The following is a 14,610-nucleotide window of genomic DNA, read 5'->3' as shown; positions in this document are numbered from 1 at the left end:
GCCTACAGCGGCCAGCTCCCCTCAGCGAGGGGAGTCAATGGAATAATCGCCGGTCACGGTCGTATCTCGGGAATCCGCCCTCACCGTCCCAGCTGCTGGGCGTTCTCGATGAGCGCGTTCTTCAGGTCGCCTTCGAGCTGGCGCATCTTCACCTCGGCGGCCTGGCGGCTGGCCTTGCCCTCCTTCTGGATCTGCACGGTCTCGCGCAGCGTGGCGATGAGTTCGGAATTCACCTTCTCCAGCGTTTCGATGTCGACCACGGAACGCTGGTTCGCCTTCTCCGCGTCCACGGCGCCCTGATGTAGCGCACGGGCGTTGGCCTGGATGAGCTTGTTCGTCACGTCGTCGGTCTTCTTCTGCAGTTCGAGCGCCTGACGCTGGTTCTCCAGGCCGAGCGCGATGACCATCTGGCTCTTCCACACCGGAATCGTGGTGGAGATGGTGGTGTCTATCTTGTCGCATACCATCTGGTCGGCGTTCTGGATGATCTTGATTTGCGGCGCGGTCTGCAGGCAGATCACGCTTACACGGTCGAGGTCGTCGAGCCGCTTGGCGAAGCGTTCCAGCTTGGCCTTGAAGTCGGAGAGGATCTGCGCCTGCATCGGGTCCTGCGACGCGGCGGCCTCCTGTTCGAGCTTCGGCAGCTGGTTCGCGTTGAAGTCCGCCAACGCCTTCTTGCCGGCGAGCACGGTGATCTTCAGGTCGCGGTACTGCTCGGCGTTGCGGTCGTACATGGTGTTGAACATCGAGATGTCGGAGACGAGCTGGCTCTGCGCGCCCTCCAGCTTCGCGACGATGTCGTCGATCTGCGTGGAGACCTTCTCGTAGCGGCGACGCAGCTTGTTGATGTTCACGGCGATCGTGCCGAGGATCGGCACCTTCTTGATGCCGCTCAGCTCCGCCTCGTCCACGGTGACGAGCAGACCCTGCAGCAGCTCGCCCGCCTGGCCGGCGTCCTTCGAACGGGTCTTGGCGAGGATGTCGTCGGCGAACGTCGACGTGGCGCGCTGCACGTCCTTGCCGTACGCGGATTCGATGCCGGCCTTGGTCAGGTCGAGCGAGCCGGCCAGCTGCGTCACCTTCGCCTGATCGGCCGGATTGAGCTTCGCGATCTGCTGGTCGGGCGTGGCGTCGGCGGCCAGCGCCTGGTCCCCGGACGGTGCGGCGAGGTCCACGGCGCTGGTCTGCGTACCTCCCGCGAGGTCGCTGAGAGAGATTTCCTTCATGGTTCATTGTCCTTTCGAGAGCGTGGTGATGATCGCCTGCATGGCGTCGTTGCTGGGCAGCTCGGAGACGGCGGTGATCTGGTCCACGGTGCCGGGCACCTTGAACCGTTTGATGCCGTCGGTGCCGGTGAAGTTCGCAGAACGGAACCCGTGCCGTTGCCAGGCGAGCTTCTGCATGTCGTCGCTCTTGAGCAGCGTCAGCAGCTTGCGGCCCTTGTCGTCAAGCGGGATGAGCATGTGCGTGGACCATACGGTCGGCGTCGGGTAGACGATGACGATGTCGTCCTTGACCTGATTCCATGCGTCGGGCTGGTTGGCTGCCACGTCAAGCACCTGGCTCTCATAGCCGATCATCATGGGTTTCGATCCGACGCCAAGCGTGAGGAACTGGTTGAAGCTGTCCTCCGAACTCGTCTCCATCCAACCGGATTTCGAGAATATGGACTGCAGGGTGGCCTGGTCGCGTTGCACGGATTGCACGGTCGCGGGCTGTCCGCCGTTCAGCACCGTGGCCACCAGCGCCGCGTATTCGTTGCCGGAGTTCGACTTCACCGGGTCGGTCGAGTCGATGCGGAACTGCCCGTAGCCGCCCGACCAGCCGACCTGCGCCCATGTCTTGTTGGTCTTCAGCGCATCGACGGCCTTGGCCATGTCCATGCGGTAGACGCCGTCGGTCTTGCTCATCATGCCGGTCTTCACCAGACCGTCGGCCACCTGCTTGTGCGTGTAGATGACGATGGGGGAGTTGAAGACGATATCGGCGCCCGACGTGTCGATCTTCTTCGCCTTGCCGTATTCGACGGCGACCTTGGACGACGGGAAGAGATAGTCCATGCCGTTGCTGTCGGCGTCCATCATGGCCAGGGACCCGGCCTTGCGATAGTCGATGTTCAGGCCGTTCCTCGCGGCGAGATTCTTGAACTCCTGGTCCTCGAACAGCGTGATCTTCTCGCCGCCGAGATAGCCGGTCACGCTTTCGGTCTTCACCGGTTTGGGCGCGGTGCTGGCCTTCCAGTTGCGCAGCACGGTGACGCCGCCGAGCACGAGCACCACCACCAGCAGCGCGGCGAGCCCGATGATTTTCGATTTGGAGAGTTTCACGACCGGTCTCCTTTCTTGGTCGGTGCGTCGTCGGAGGGAACGTTCGCGGTCCGTGCGGGCGTCATGGTCGCGTCGATCGGGGCGCCCGTCGGCGGATCGTACGGAATCGGCGACGTATATGAAGCAGGACGCTGGCGTTGCTGACGTTGCCGGGGCGACGTGGTTGTTCCCGGCAACGTGTCATGCGTCGTCTCCACGCTGTATCCGTCCATGCTGGCCAGCCGGGCGATGGCCTCGGAGTCAGCGGACAGGGCCAGCGTCTTCGCTTCCACGGCGTGCGAGAGCTCCCCGGCGGCGGTCTGTTCGAGCACCTGCATGGCGTTGATGGTGTCGACGCGTGCCTTCGCTATCTGGTCGCGTGCGCCGGAACGCTCCACTTCCACATAGCCCTGCAGCAGGTTCTGCGTCTGGTCGCCATACACGTTGATGAAATGCCGCAGTGTCTCGTACGAACGGGGATTGTTCTCGACGAACGACGTGAGCGCCTTCGTGGCCACGACGATGTCGTTGACCTCCTTGCGCACCGCGGGATCGCGTACCTGGGACATCAGTCCGCGGATGGCATTCATGCGCGCGTTGGCCATGTCGATGGCCTCCACGGCCTTCTGCCCGTTGGGCACGGCCGACGCAAGCACCTTGCCGAGCCTGCGTTCCGGCTGAGTGAGATACGAGACGCCGATGTATCCGCCGGCCGCCACGACCACCGCGCCGACGAGGCCGACGATGCCGCCTCCGGCCACCCAGAACGTGAGGGCGGCGAGCCCGAGTCCGGCGAGGAAGCTGACGATGGTGCTGATCATCCGTTGAATCCCTTCACCTGGCGGAAGATGGAAGCCAGGTCCTCGGATCGTCCGTCGAACACCTTCGCGTTGGAGAGCTTGGCGAGCTCGTTGAGCTGGGCGGGGTCGGCCTGGCCGAACATGATGGAGAACACGGGGACGTCGTGGCCGGAGGCCTTGTACTGCTTGGTGAATGCGTCCTTGTTGCCGGTCTGCGAGACGCCGTCGGTCATCAGCACGATGGCGGTGGTGTAGTCACCGGTGTTCTTCGGCAGGTTCTGCAGGGCCTTGTCGAGGCCGTCGTAGATGTCGGTGCCGCCGATGGTGTCGGTCTGCTGGCCTCGCTGCAGGATGGCCGTCGTGTCGGCGCCGGTGGATTTGGTCGGTTCCTGCGCGTCGCCGGAGAACGGGATGAGGATGTTCACATCGTTCTTGCCGGCTTCAAGATGCGACTGCCTGGCCTGGGTCTGGTCGAGCGCGGCATTGAGTCCGCGCACGACGCCGTCCTTGCCGTCGCCCTGCATGGATCCGGAGTAGTCGACCACCCACACCGTCCAGCTGGGCTTGCGCAGACTCGACTGGTAGACGTTCAACGATTCGTTGATGACGTCGGCCGCGGGCAGGGGAATCGTCTTCAAGGCGTCGGCTCCGGTGTTGATGCCCCATTCGCTGCGGAACGCGTCCTTGACCTTGGCGTCGTTCTTGTAGGTGAGCACGCCCGCGAGACCGGTGCGGCGGCCGGCGCGTTCGAACAGCAGCTTCGCATCCTTGGACTTCAGTGCCTTGGCGAAGGAGTCGTAGGCGTCATTGAGGTTCTGTCCGCGGTCGACGTAGCCGAGAGGGGAGTCGGAGACGGCGATGCCGTCCGAGGGGTACACGGCCAGCAGCGGATCCTTGCCCTTGGCGGTCAGGGCCCTATCCGCCTGGATGACGAGGCTTTCGTAATTGACCATGGCGTTGAAGCGGTCGGGGTTGGCGACAACCATGTCCTTGAGCCAGTCGGAGGAGCCGGACGAACGGTCCACGCCGGACAGCAGCGTGTGCACGTTGGCCTGCACGTTCGCATTGTCGAGATCGGCCTTGGTGAGGGCCTGGTTCTTGCCGGCGATGGCGGTGAGGAACGCGAGGTAGGCGCTGGCGCCGGAGTTCGACTGCGTGGCGCTGGTCATGGAGAACGTGAGTTTCTTCGCCTTCACCGCGTCGATGACGTCCTGCGTCTTCACCGCCTTGGTGGTGCCGTCGCCATTGGCCCATCCGAGTTGTTGCGCCTTGGACTTGGCGATGCCGAACACGATGGGCGTGGTGGAGGTGCTCTGCTGGTCCTTGACGATATGCTTCGTGTCGCCCATCGAAATCCACATCGATGATGCAGGCCAGACGGCGTCGTATGATTTGCCGCCGTTCTTCAGCACGTTCATGATGTCGAGCGAACCCATGTAGTCGATGGTCACGCCGATCTTGGAGCCGTCGACCGCGCGCTGGATGGCCGCGGACACCTCCTTGTTCTCCGAGCCGGAAGCGATCTTCAATGTGGCCGTGGCATTGCCGTCGGCCGGTTTGTAGGTCTCCGTCTTGCCGTTGTTCGAGACCGTTGGCTTGGCCGACGATGTCGGGTCGGTCTGCGACGTGTCGCCGGACGATGTGCTGCCGCCGTTCTTCTGGGAATCCGTACCGCCCGCGCATCCGGCGAGCATCATCACCATTGCGAGAACCGCGGCTATGGCCGCGACCGTCCAGGTTTTCATCGACGAATGCACTGCCCTGAACATCTCATCTCCTGTTATTCGAGTCCCCTCGTCGCCGGTCGTCATGTATCGAATATCCCCCGAAACGACGAAGAGACATATATCCGTATACTTCATTGTCATCCGGCGGCGTTGCCGGACGTGGATTGGAGGATGAACGCAAGGTGAACAGCAAGTGATGTTTGCGATGCTTCGGGATGCGATGACGGAGCATCGCCTGCGTTGCGGAGGACGCTCCGTCATCGCATCGTATGCCTTCGTCCCGCCACGCGCGTCATCGCATCCCCGACGATTGGGTGGCATATCGATTGTCGTCGGCGTTGTGGAGAGCCCGACCGCTATGGAAAAGCCCCCTCTGGCGAGGGGGCAGCGTTATTCACTGAAGTGAAATAACGTGTGTGGTCGCAAGGCGTGGGAGATGAAGGTGTACTGAGTACATCGAATCTCCCACAACGCAGCGGACACACGTTAGTGCTGAAGTGAAATAACGTGTGTGGTTTCAAGGCACGGGAGGCGAAGGCGTACTAAGTACGTCGAGCCTTCCATAACGCAGAGGACATTCTGTTACTGGTGCTGAAGTGAAATAACGCGTGTGGCCGCAAGGCGTGGGAGATGAAGGTGTACTGAGTACATCGAATCTCCCACAACGCTGCGGACGCTCCGTTATTTCACTTCAGGGCTTTTGCGCCGATGTCGTGGCGATAGAACAGGCCCGGGGTTTCGAGCGAGTCGATGATCGCGTAGACCTTGTCCTGTGCGGCCTGCAGGGTGTCGGCGGTGGTTTCGACGAGGAGCACGCGGCCGGAGTTGGCGATGAGCTGGTCGCCGTTCTCGCCGGTGGTGGTGACGCCCGCATAGTAGACGTGGGAGTCGGCGTCCACGGCGATGTCGGGGACCTTGGCGCCCTTGATGACGTTGACGGGGTATCCGTCGGAGGCGAGGACGACGCCGAGGGTGGAGCTCTGCTCGTCCCAGGTGAACTCGGGGGCTTCGTCGTTGAGAATGGCCCAGATGCCGGCGCCGAGGTCGGAGGTGAGCTTGGGAAGCACGACTTCGGTCTCGGGGTCGCCGAAGCGGGCGTTGAACTCGATGACCTTGGGGCCGTCGGCGGTGGCGATGAGGCCGGCGTAGAGGATGCCGGTGAAGGGGGTGCCTTCGTCCACCATGGCCTTGGTGACGGGCCTGACGATGGTTTCGATGGCCTGGTCGACTACGGACTGGGCGATCTGCGGGACGGGGCTGTAGGCGCCCATGCCGCCGGTGTTGGGGCCTTCGTCGTTGTCGTAGGCGCGCTTGTGGTCCTGGGAGATCGGCATGGTCCAGAATTCCTCGCCGCGTACGAAGCTCATGAGGGAGAACTCCTGGCCTTCGAGGAACTCCTCGATGACGACGGAGGCTCCGGCCGCGCCGAAACGATGGTCGACGAAGATCTCCTCGAGCGCCTCGATGGCCTCGGCCTCGGTCATGGCGACGGTCACTCCCTTGCCGGCGGCGAGTCCGTCGGCCTTGATGACGATGGGGGCGCCGTGCTCCTTGACGTAGTCGACGGCCGGCTCGAGGCTTTCGAACGTGGCGTAGGCGGCGGTGGGCACGTCGTGACGCTGCATGAGCTCCTTGGCGAACGTCTTGGAGCCCTCGATCTGGGCGGCCTTCTTGTTGGGGCCGAACGCCTTGACGCCGGCGGCCGCGTAATCGTCGACGAGTCCTTCGATGAGCGGGACCTCGGGGCCGATGAACACCCAGTCGATGTCGTTCTGCACGGCGAAGTCGATGAGTGCGGCGTGGTTCTCCTCGCTCAGCTGCACGATGTGGATGCCGTCGGCGATCATGCCGGGGTTGCCGGGGGCGACGAACACCTCGTCGACGGTGTCGCCCTTGAGCAGGGTGTGGGCGATGGTGTGCTCGCGGGCGCCGGAGCCGATGACCAGTACTTTCTGACCCATGATGTCAGGTCCTTTCAATCAGTTCAGTGCGATGTTTGATTGGGTGCGTATTGCCGTTGCTGCGTGATCATACGAGTGGTGAATCAGTCGTGCAGTGCGATCTGGTTGCCGTCGGCGGATTCGACGATGGAGCCGAGCACGTAGGCGGCCTCGTCATGCTCCTTGAGGATGGCGAGCGCTTCGTCGGCGCGGTCCTTGGAGACGGCGAGCACCATGCCGATGCCCATGTTGAAGATGTTGTACATCTCCTTGTGGTCGATGTCGCCGGCCTTTTCGAGCACGTCGAAGATCGGCAGGACGGGCCAGGTGCCGAGCTTGATGTCGGCGGCGAGGCCGTCGGGGATCATGCGCGGGATGTTCTCGATGAAGCCGCCGCCGGTGATGTGGGCGACGCCCTTGACGACGCCGGCCGCGAACAGGGGCTTGAGGGTCTTCACGTAGATCTTGGTGGGGGTGAGCAGCACGTCGCCGAGCTTGGCGCCGCCGAGCTCGGGCAGTTCGGTGTCGACGGTGTATCCGGCCTGGTCGAACAGGGCGCGGCGCACGAGGGAGAAGCCGTTGGAGTGGACGCCGGAGCTGGGCAGGCCGATGAGCACGTCGCCGGCGGTGATGGTGGAGCCGTCGACGATGGCGGACTTTTCGGCCACGCCGACGGTGAAGCCGGCGAGATCGTACTCGTCCTCGTCGTACATGCCGGGCATTTCGGCGGTCTCGCCGCCGATGAGGCCGGCCTCGGCCTGCACGCAGCCGTCGGCCACGCCGGCGACGACCTGCTCGAGCAGGGCCGGGTCGTTCTTGCCGCAGGCGATGTAGTCGAGGAAGAAGAGCGGCTGGCCGCCCTGGGCGGCGATGTCGTTGACGCACATGGCCACGCAGTCGATGCCGATGGTGTCGTGCTTGTTGGCCATCTTGGCGACGACGAGCTTGGTGCCGACGCCGTCGGTGCCGGAGATCAGCACCGGCTCCTTGTAGCCGAGCGAGGCGAGGTCGAACAGGCCGCCGAAGCCGCCGATGCCGCCGACGACGCCGGGGCGGTTGGTGCGGGCGACGTGGGACTTGATGCGCTTGACGACCTCGTAGCCGGCCTCGACGCTGACTCCTGCCTTTTCATACGCTTCGGGCATGATGGTCCTTTCGTGAATGTCGATTGGCATTGGTTATGCCGATGGGTGGGGTGACGTCGATTGACGTCGGTTTGACGTGGACTGTTGCGGATTCGTGAATCATCCGGCGGGACCTTCCGCGGGGCCCCGCCAGACAGGCCGTCAGGCCTTGGCCTCGGCCTTCTGATAGGAGTATTCGTTGCCTTCGTACTTGCTCTTGTAGAGTGCGAATTCGGGCAGGCGCTTGCGGTCCTCCGGGGTGAGCGACTTGAGGAAGTCCTGCTCGTAGTCCTCCAGCGCGGTCGGGTAGTCGCCGTTGAAGTAGGCGACGCACAGGCCGCCGTACGGGGCGTCCTCGTGCAGGCCGATGCATTCGACGAGGCCGTCGAGCGAAAGGAAGGAGAGGGAGTCGGCGCCAATGTATTCGCGGATCTCCTCGACGCTCTTCTTGCCGGCGATGAGCTCCTTGGTGGTGGAGATGTCGATGCCGTAGAAGCACGGGTACTTCAGCGGCGGCGAGCTGATGCGCATGTGCACCTCGGCCGCGCCGGCCTCCTTGAGCAGCTGCACGATGCGCTTGGACGTGGTGCCGCGCACGATGGAGTCGTCGATGACGACGACGCGCTTGCCCTTGACCACGCCGCGCACGGCGGAGAGCTTCATGCGCACGCCCTGCTCGCGCAGCTCCTGCGTGGGCTGGATGAAGGTTCGTGCCACGTACTGGTTCTTGATGAGGCCCATCTCGTTGGGCAGACCGGCCTCCTCCGCGTAGCCCGAGGCCGCGGAGAGCGAGGAGTTCGGCACGCCGATGACCATGTCGGCGTCCACCGGGGACTCCTGGGCGAGGCGCGCGCCCATGCGCTTGCGGGCGGAGTGCACGTTGACTCCGTAGATGTTGGAGTCAGGGCGGGCGAAGTAGATGAACTCCATCGAGCAGATGGAAAGCTGCGTGTGGTCGGTGTAGGTGTCGATGGTGTAGCCGTCGTCGTTGATGACGATGACCTCGCCCGGGCGGATGTCGCGCACGAGCTCGGCACCGACGATGTCGAGCGCGCAGGTCTCGGAGGCGAGCACATAGGCGCCGTTCTTCATGCGGCCGAGGGAGAGCGGACGGAAGCCGTTCGGGTCGAGCGCACCGATCATGGCGTCCTCGGTCATGAGCAGGTAGGCGAAGCCGCCGTGCACCTTGCGCAGCGACTCCTTGAGCTTGTCCATGAAGGTCGGCTGGTCGGAGCGGCGGATGAGGTGCATGAGCACCTCGGTGTCGGAGTTGGAGTGGAAGATCGCGCCCTCGTCCTCGAGATGACGGCGCAGCGTGCGGCAGTTGGTGAGGTTGCCGTTGTGGCATAGGGCCATGTCGCCGTCGTGGAAGCGGAAGATGAACGGCTGGATGTTGTCGGTGGAGCCGGAGCCGGCCGTGGCGTAGCGCACGTGACCGATGGCCTTGTCGCCGGCAAGTCGGGTGATTTCGCGTTCGTCGCCGAACACTTGGGTGAGTAGGCCCAGACCACGGTGGCCGATGAGATGGCCGTTATCGTTCGAGACGATGCCGGCGCCCTCCTGGCCGCGGTGCTGCAGGGCGTGAAGACCGAAATAGGTGAGACGTGCCGCATCCGGATGACCCCAGACGCCGAAAACGCCGCATTCCTCGTGAATTTCTTCCAGTTCGGCGGACAAGCCACTCGCTCCTTCATATAGAGTTAACGCAGGATTCAATCGTTCCCACGTTACCAACCGCGCACTACAAGAGACGCCCCGCCGTGGCGCTGAGCGACACGACTCATGCTCGAACATATGTTCTATATATGATAGTCTTAAAGGCAGTATTCGAACATTTGTTTGCTATGGGCTTGATGGCATGGATTCGTGCTTGGTAGGGGGTGAATCGGAATGTTGCGGAACCGGGTCGATGCGGTCGATGAAGGTGTGACCGGAAACGAGGCCGATGCCGTCGGGACTGGCAGTGGCTCGCGCGGTCGGACGTATATCGCCATCGATTTGAAGTCGTTCTATGCGTCGGCGGAATGCGCCGAGCGTGGCCTCGACCCGTTGAACACGCATCTGGTGGTGGCTGATGCGAGCCGCACCGAGAAGACCATCTGCCTCGCGGTCTCGCCGTCGCTCAAGGCATACGGCATCCCCGGGCGTCCACGGCTTTTCGAAGTGGTGCAGAAGGTGCGGCAGATCAACGCCGAGCGGCGGCTCCGTGCGCCGGGCCGGCGGCTGATGGGGGAGTCCTGTCTGGCGTCGGAACTGGCGGAGAATCCACGTCTGGCACTGACGTATGTCGTGGCGAAGCCGCGGATGGCGTTGTATCTCGAACGCAGCGCGCAGATATACGGCATCTATCTCAAATACGCCGCCGCCGAGGACATCCACGTGTATTCCGTCGACGAGGTGTTCATGGACGTCACGCGGTATCTGCGGTCCTACGGCATGACCGCGCATCGGCTGGCCATGACCATCGTCCGTGACATCCTCGCGACCACGGGCATTACCGCCACGGCCGGCATCGGCACGAACATGTACCTCGCCAAGGTCGCCATGGACATCGTCGCCAAGCACATGCCGGCCGACCGCGACGGCGTGCGTGTCGCCGAACTCGACGAGATGTCGTACCGACGGTTGCTGTGGGATCATCGCCCGCTCACCGACTTCTGGCGGGTCGGCCGCGGCTATGCGAAAAAACTCGAGGCCCACGGGCTCAACACCATGGGTGATGTCGCACGCTGCTCGCTCGGCGGGCCTACCGATTTCTACAACGAGAATCTGCTGTACCGGCTGTTCGGCGTGAACGCGGAACTGCTCATTGACCACGCATGGGGATGGGAGCCTTGCACCATCGCCGACATCAAGGCGTACCGGCCCGAATCCAACAGCATGAGCATCGGTCAGGTGCTGCATGAACCGTATGACTTCGCGCACGCCCGCATCATCGTCAAGGAGATGGCCGACCAGCTGGCGTTGGACATGGTCGAACGGAACGTGCGGACCGACTGCGTATCGCTCATGGTCGGCTATGACATCGAGAACCTCGGCGGCCGCAAGGACGACTGCGGCATGGGGGAAGCACCCCGAACCGATGCGGCGCACTACGCGGGCGTGATCGCCAGCGACCATTACGGACGGAAAATACCGAAAGCCGCGCATGGCACGGAAACATTGGGATCGTATACGTCATCCGCACGCCGCATCGTCGATGCGGCCACGACGATATACGACCGCACCGTCGACCCGAACCTGACCGTACGACGCATCACCATCGTCGCCGGACGACTCAGACCCGTGCCATGCCGGCCATCCGCAGAAGAGCCGTCTCCCGACCGGACGGCTGCCGGCCAGTCGACCGGCGGCCATTACGAGCAGCTCGACCTGTTCTCCGACGTGGAACGCGAGGACGCGGAAAGGGCGCGTATGGTCGAAGCGGAGCGAAGGGAGCACGACGTGCAGTCGACCGTGCTGGACATCAAACGACGCTTCGGCAGGAACGCCGTCATCAAAGGCATGAACCTCGAGGAAGGAGCCACCGGCATCGAACGTAACAACCAGATCGGCGGCCACGCCGCCTGATCCGATCTCCCTCAACCTCCCTGCGACGGGGAAACGGCCGGCTGGGACCGACGCGGAGAGAAGAGGGCGAACGTCTTTCGGACGAAAGTCCCTTGATGCAAATTCATGTGATTCATGGCAGACGTGATTTATGGCAGAAAGGAGCGCCATGGCACTCACCCCGACCCATCGGTACGACGACATCATCGACAGGCCGCATCATCGGTCATCCTCACGACCGCATATGCCCGCGCGCAAACGCGCCGCACAGTTCATGCCGTTCGCCGCGCTCAGCGGTTACGACGCCATCATCATGGGAACGGCGCGGCGCACCCAGCAGCGCGTGGAGCTCGGCGACGACGAACGTCAGGCATTGAACGAACGCCTGCGACGTATCGTCGAACATGCGTCGGACCATCCGCGGGTCTCGGTGACGTTCTTCATGCCGGACCCCCGCAAGGCAGGCGGCGTCTACGTCACCGTCGGCGACACGCTCCGCCGCATCGACATCGCGCATCGCCTGCTCATGCTCGGCAACGGGCAGGCCGTCGCCCTGCGGGACATCGTGGACATCCACGAAATAGCCGACAATAGATAACCGTTATACCTGCCGACGAACAGTCCCGCACGGGGCCGGCGTAGGAGCGGTATATTCAGGCGTGATTGAATCAGTCAGGAGAAGACCACCACCATGCTTGCAGCCGATTCCACCGTCCGTTCATGTCCGGTGCCGTTCGCGCCAATTGCCGAATCGATACCGCCCAACGTGTTCGCCGTCACCGACCAGAAGGTCGCAAGGGCCGTCGCCTCGGGCGCGGACGTCATCGACCTCGCCAAGGGCAACCCCGACGCCTATCCGGCCGCATTCATCCGCGACGCAGCCAAACAGGCCGTCGACGATCCCGCCAACGCCCGATACACGCCATTCGACGGCAAACCCGCGTTCCTTCAGGCCGCCGCCGAATGGTACCGCAACGTGCACGGCGTGGAACTCGACTGGCCCACGCAGCTGTTCGCCGTGGAGGGCGCCGTGGACGGTCTCGCCGGACTCTACGCCATCCTTATCGGCTGCGGCGACGCAGTCGCGTTCGTCGACCCCTACTATCCCTCATACCACTGCATGGCCGTCATGCACGGCGCCGAAGAGATACTGCTGCCTGCGCTCGCCGACCACGACTTCCTGCCCGACCTGGACGTCGTGCCCGTAGAGACCTGGGACCGAGTAAAGATGCTGGTGCTCAACTATCCGAACAATCCCACCGGAGCCCAAGCGTCGCCGGAATTCCTGCGTCGCGCCGTCGAACTGGCCCACGAGCATCGGTTCGTCATCGTGCACGACTACGCCTACACGGGCCTCGGCGTCGGCGGGCCGGATGCACAGCAGCACAGCATCCTCGAGATTCCCGGCGCGCTCGACGTGGCCGTGGAGGTGTGTTCGCTGTCGAAGATGTACGCCATGGCCGGCTGGCGCGCCGGATTCGTGGCGGGCAATGAGGCCGTGGTCTCGCGGCTCAAGCTCTATCACTATCAGATGGGTTCCATGATCACCGGCAGCATCCAGGACGCCGGTATCGTGGCACTGCAATCCGACCAGTCATGCGTCGTCGAACTCGCTGAACGCTATGCCGCCCGTCGTCGCATCGTGGCGGAGGGACTGCGCGAGGCCGGACTCGACGTGTTCGACTCCGCCGGCGGCATCTACGTGTGGGCGCGCGTGCCTCGTGACGGCGACTGGAACGGCGAGCGGCTTGCCGATCATCTGCTCGACCACGCCGCCGTGGCTGTGCTCCCCGGAACCTGCTTCGGCAGGGTCGGCGGCGACTACATTCGTCTGAGCCTGCTCAAATCCGAGCCCGAACTCGTCGAAGCCGTCCGCCGCATCAAAGCCGCGCTGCGTTAGGCGACGTAGACAGGCGACAGATGGAAACTCGATTTTCTCGTCCAAATCATCGAAATCGTCCTGCTTCTGCGACGATTGCGCGAGAAAAATCCGGATTTCGACGGTCATCGTCTGCCGAACAGCCCTCCGGCATTGTTGCAAACATGTCTATGTGTCTTGTGGCTTGCAAGATGTAGACTTCTTTATGAAGTTGCGACGAGGCACTTGCAGACACATGACATGAGACGAGGGAGACGCCTGTGAACATCATCGACGGCATCGGCAACATGGCGAAAGACGCCATCGACAATGCGGGCCAAGCGGCGAAGAACGCCGTTGATGGCGTCGGCAAAGTGGCCAAGGATGCCGCCAATAGTGTCGGGAAAGTCGCCGGGCAGGCGGGGGAATCGGCGAAGCAGGTCGGCGGCAATGCCGTGGGCGCGGTGAAAGACGCCGCGTCGAACGTGTCGATGGCGTCGCTGACGGAAGAGCAGATGTCCGAAATCCTGGACAAATGCTACGACAGCGCTTTGAACGGTATTCCCAAGGTCAGCAAAAGCAGTGATGCGTTGGCTCAGGAATATCTGGACCGATACGATTCGCCGGAAAAGGCGGCCAGGATGTTCATCGCCAATCAGATTGCAAAATGCTCCACGTCCGGATTCGTCACCGGTTTCGGTGGATTCATCACCATGCCTGTGACCATACCGGCGAATATCACCAGCGTGATTTATGTGCAGATGCGCATGATTGCCGCGCTTGCCTATATGGGCGGATATGATCCGCACGACGACGAGGTGCAGACGCTGGCATATATGTGCCTTGTCGGCACATCCATCACGGATATCGTAAAGAAGGCCGGCATAGAGGTCGCAAACAAGGTCACCATGGCCATGCTGAAGAAGCTTCCCGGCCAGGTGCTGATGAACATCAATAAAAAGGTGGGCTTCCGACTTCTTACCAAATTCGGTTCCAAGGGCGCCATCAATCTGGTGAAGGTCGTGCCGGTCGCCGGGGCGTTGGTCGGAGCCGGCATGGATTTCGCCGGTACGAAGATAATCGCGGACAAGGCCTACAACGTTTTCCTGCTGAATGACATCGACTGATTGATGTCGTCCGATCGGTCCGTTTCGATATTTATAGTCCGACGGCCGACAGAAATCATGGCATAGGGGTGCCCATATTCCGCAATGGTGGCTGTAATAGTGGGTCTACCTGTTCGCGATGGTGGGCGATAGTGGGTCTAACGGGTTGGATTTGTGGGTCTATCCGTTCGTGGGATGGA

11 protein-coding genes are annotated in these 14,610 nt (G+C 62.8%); 4 read left to right on the top strand and 7 right to left on the bottom strand.

Features of this window, described 5'->3' with window-relative positions; all coding sequences use genetic code 11:
• Nucleotides 1-80: 80 nt before the first annotated feature.
• The 7 genes from CS006_RS00640 to purF all read right to left on the bottom strand — a co-directional run bounded on the left by CS006_RS00640 (nt 81) and on the right by purF (nt 9,574).
• Entirely contained in the window at nt 81-1,226 is a 1,146-nt protein-coding gene (locus CS006_RS00640; RefSeq protein WP_100509878.1) for a toxic anion resistance protein, read from the bottom strand.
• Between the two features lie 3 nt (nt 1,227-1,229).
• Nucleotides 1,230-2,327 carry a substrate-binding domain-containing protein gene (locus tag CS006_RS00635; protein ID WP_165777167.1) on the bottom strand — a complete coding sequence of 366 codons (1,098 nt, stop codon included), beginning with the start codon at nt 2,325-2,327 and terminating at the stop codon, nt 1,230-1,232.
• Complete coding sequence (locus CS006_RS00630; RefSeq protein WP_100509876.1) at nt 2,324-3,127, bottom strand: 5-bromo-4-chloroindolyl phosphate hydrolysis family protein; 804 nt, start codon at nt 3,125-3,127, stop codon at nt 2,324-2,326. The genes CS006_RS00635 and CS006_RS00630 overlap by 4 nt, the downstream gene beginning before the upstream one ends.
• Nucleotides 3,124-4,875, bottom strand: a complete 1,752-nt coding sequence (locus tag CS006_RS00625; protein WP_243386558.1) for a vWA domain-containing protein — start codon at nt 4,873-4,875, stop codon at nt 3,124-3,126. The genes CS006_RS00630 and CS006_RS00625 overlap by 4 nt, the downstream gene beginning before the upstream one ends.
• 644 nt (nt 4,876-5,519) lie before the next feature.
• The gene (purD, locus tag CS006_RS00620) at nt 5,520-6,794 is read right to left on the bottom strand and encodes a phosphoribosylamine--glycine ligase (protein ID WP_100509875.1); all 1,275 of its coding nucleotides are present in this window, start codon (nt 6,792-6,794) and stop codon (nt 5,520-5,522) included.
• 83 nt (nt 6,795-6,877) lie between these two features.
• Entirely contained in the window at nt 6,878-7,918 is a 1,041-nt protein-coding gene (gene purM / locus CS006_RS00615) for a phosphoribosylformylglycinamidine cyclo-ligase (protein ID WP_100509874.1), read from the bottom strand.
• Between the two features lie 141 nt (nt 7,919-8,059).
• A complete protein-coding gene (purF, locus tag CS006_RS00610; protein ID WP_100509873.1) occupies nt 8,060-9,574 on the bottom strand; it encodes an amidophosphoribosyltransferase in 1,515 nt (504 codons plus the stop codon).
• A 249-nt stretch (nt 9,575-9,823) separates the two neighbouring features.
• On the opposite strand from purF, the gene CS006_RS00605 reads away from it, so the two are divergent.
• The 4 genes from CS006_RS00605 to CS006_RS00590 all read left to right on the top strand — a co-directional run bounded on the left by CS006_RS00605 (nt 9,824) and on the right by CS006_RS00590 (nt 14,431).
• Nucleotides 9,824-11,467, top strand: a complete 1,644-nt coding sequence (locus tag CS006_RS00605; RefSeq protein ID WP_243386556.1) for a Y-family DNA polymerase — start codon at nt 9,824-9,826, stop codon at nt 11,465-11,467.
• A gap of 148 nt (nt 11,468-11,615) precedes the next feature.
• The gene (locus CS006_RS00600) at nt 11,616-12,044 is read left to right on the top strand and encodes a hypothetical protein (protein ID WP_100509871.1); all 429 of its coding nucleotides are present in this window, start codon (nt 11,616-11,618) and stop codon (nt 12,042-12,044) included.
• Nucleotides 12,045-12,137: 93 nt separating this feature from the next.
• Complete coding sequence (locus tag CS006_RS00595; protein WP_100509870.1) at nt 12,138-13,346, top strand: pyridoxal phosphate-dependent aminotransferase; 1,209 nt, start codon at nt 12,138-12,140, stop codon at nt 13,344-13,346.
• Nucleotides 13,347-13,585: 239 nt separating this feature from the next.
• On the top strand, nt 13,586-14,431 hold the full coding sequence (locus tag CS006_RS00590; RefSeq protein WP_207759973.1) for an EcsC family protein: 846 nt from the start codon (nt 13,586-13,588) through the stop codon (nt 14,429-14,431).
• The last annotated feature ends 179 nt before the right edge of the window (nt 14,432-14,610 follow it).

Source organism: Bifidobacterium primatium (assembly GCF_002802875.1).
Classification (GTDB): Bacteria; Actinomycetota; Actinomycetes; order Actinomycetales; family Bifidobacteriaceae; genus Galliscardovia; species Galliscardovia primatium.
Note: the sequence above shows the minus strand (reverse complement) of the source record. Positions and strands in the feature narration are given on the sequence as shown.

Coding starts and splice junctions, on each gene's coding strand:
- CS006_RS00640 (WP_100509878.1), bottom strand. CDS start 1,226: ATGAAGGAAATCTCTCTCAGCGACCTCGCGGGAGGTACGCAGACCAGC.
- CS006_RS00630 (WP_100509876.1), bottom strand. CDS start 3,127: ATGATCAGCACCATCGTCAGCTTCCTCGCCGGACTCGGGCTCGCCGCC.
- CS006_RS00625 (WP_243386558.1), bottom strand. CDS start 4,875: ATGTTCAGGGCAGTGCATTCGTCGATGAAAACCTGGACGGTCGCGGCC.
- purD (WP_100509875.1), bottom strand. CDS start 6,794: ATGGGTCAGAAAGTACTGGTCATCGGCTCCGGCGCCCGCGAGCACACC.
- purM (WP_100509874.1), bottom strand. CDS start 7,918: ATGCCCGAAGCGTATGAAAAGGCAGGAGTCAGCGTCGAGGCCGGCTAC.
- CS006_RS00600 (WP_100509871.1), top strand. CDS start 11,616: ATGGCACTCACCCCGACCCATCGGTACGACGACATCATCGACAGGCCG.
- CS006_RS00595 (WP_100509870.1), top strand. CDS start 12,138: ATGCTTGCAGCCGATTCCACCGTCCGTTCATGTCCGGTGCCGTTCGCG.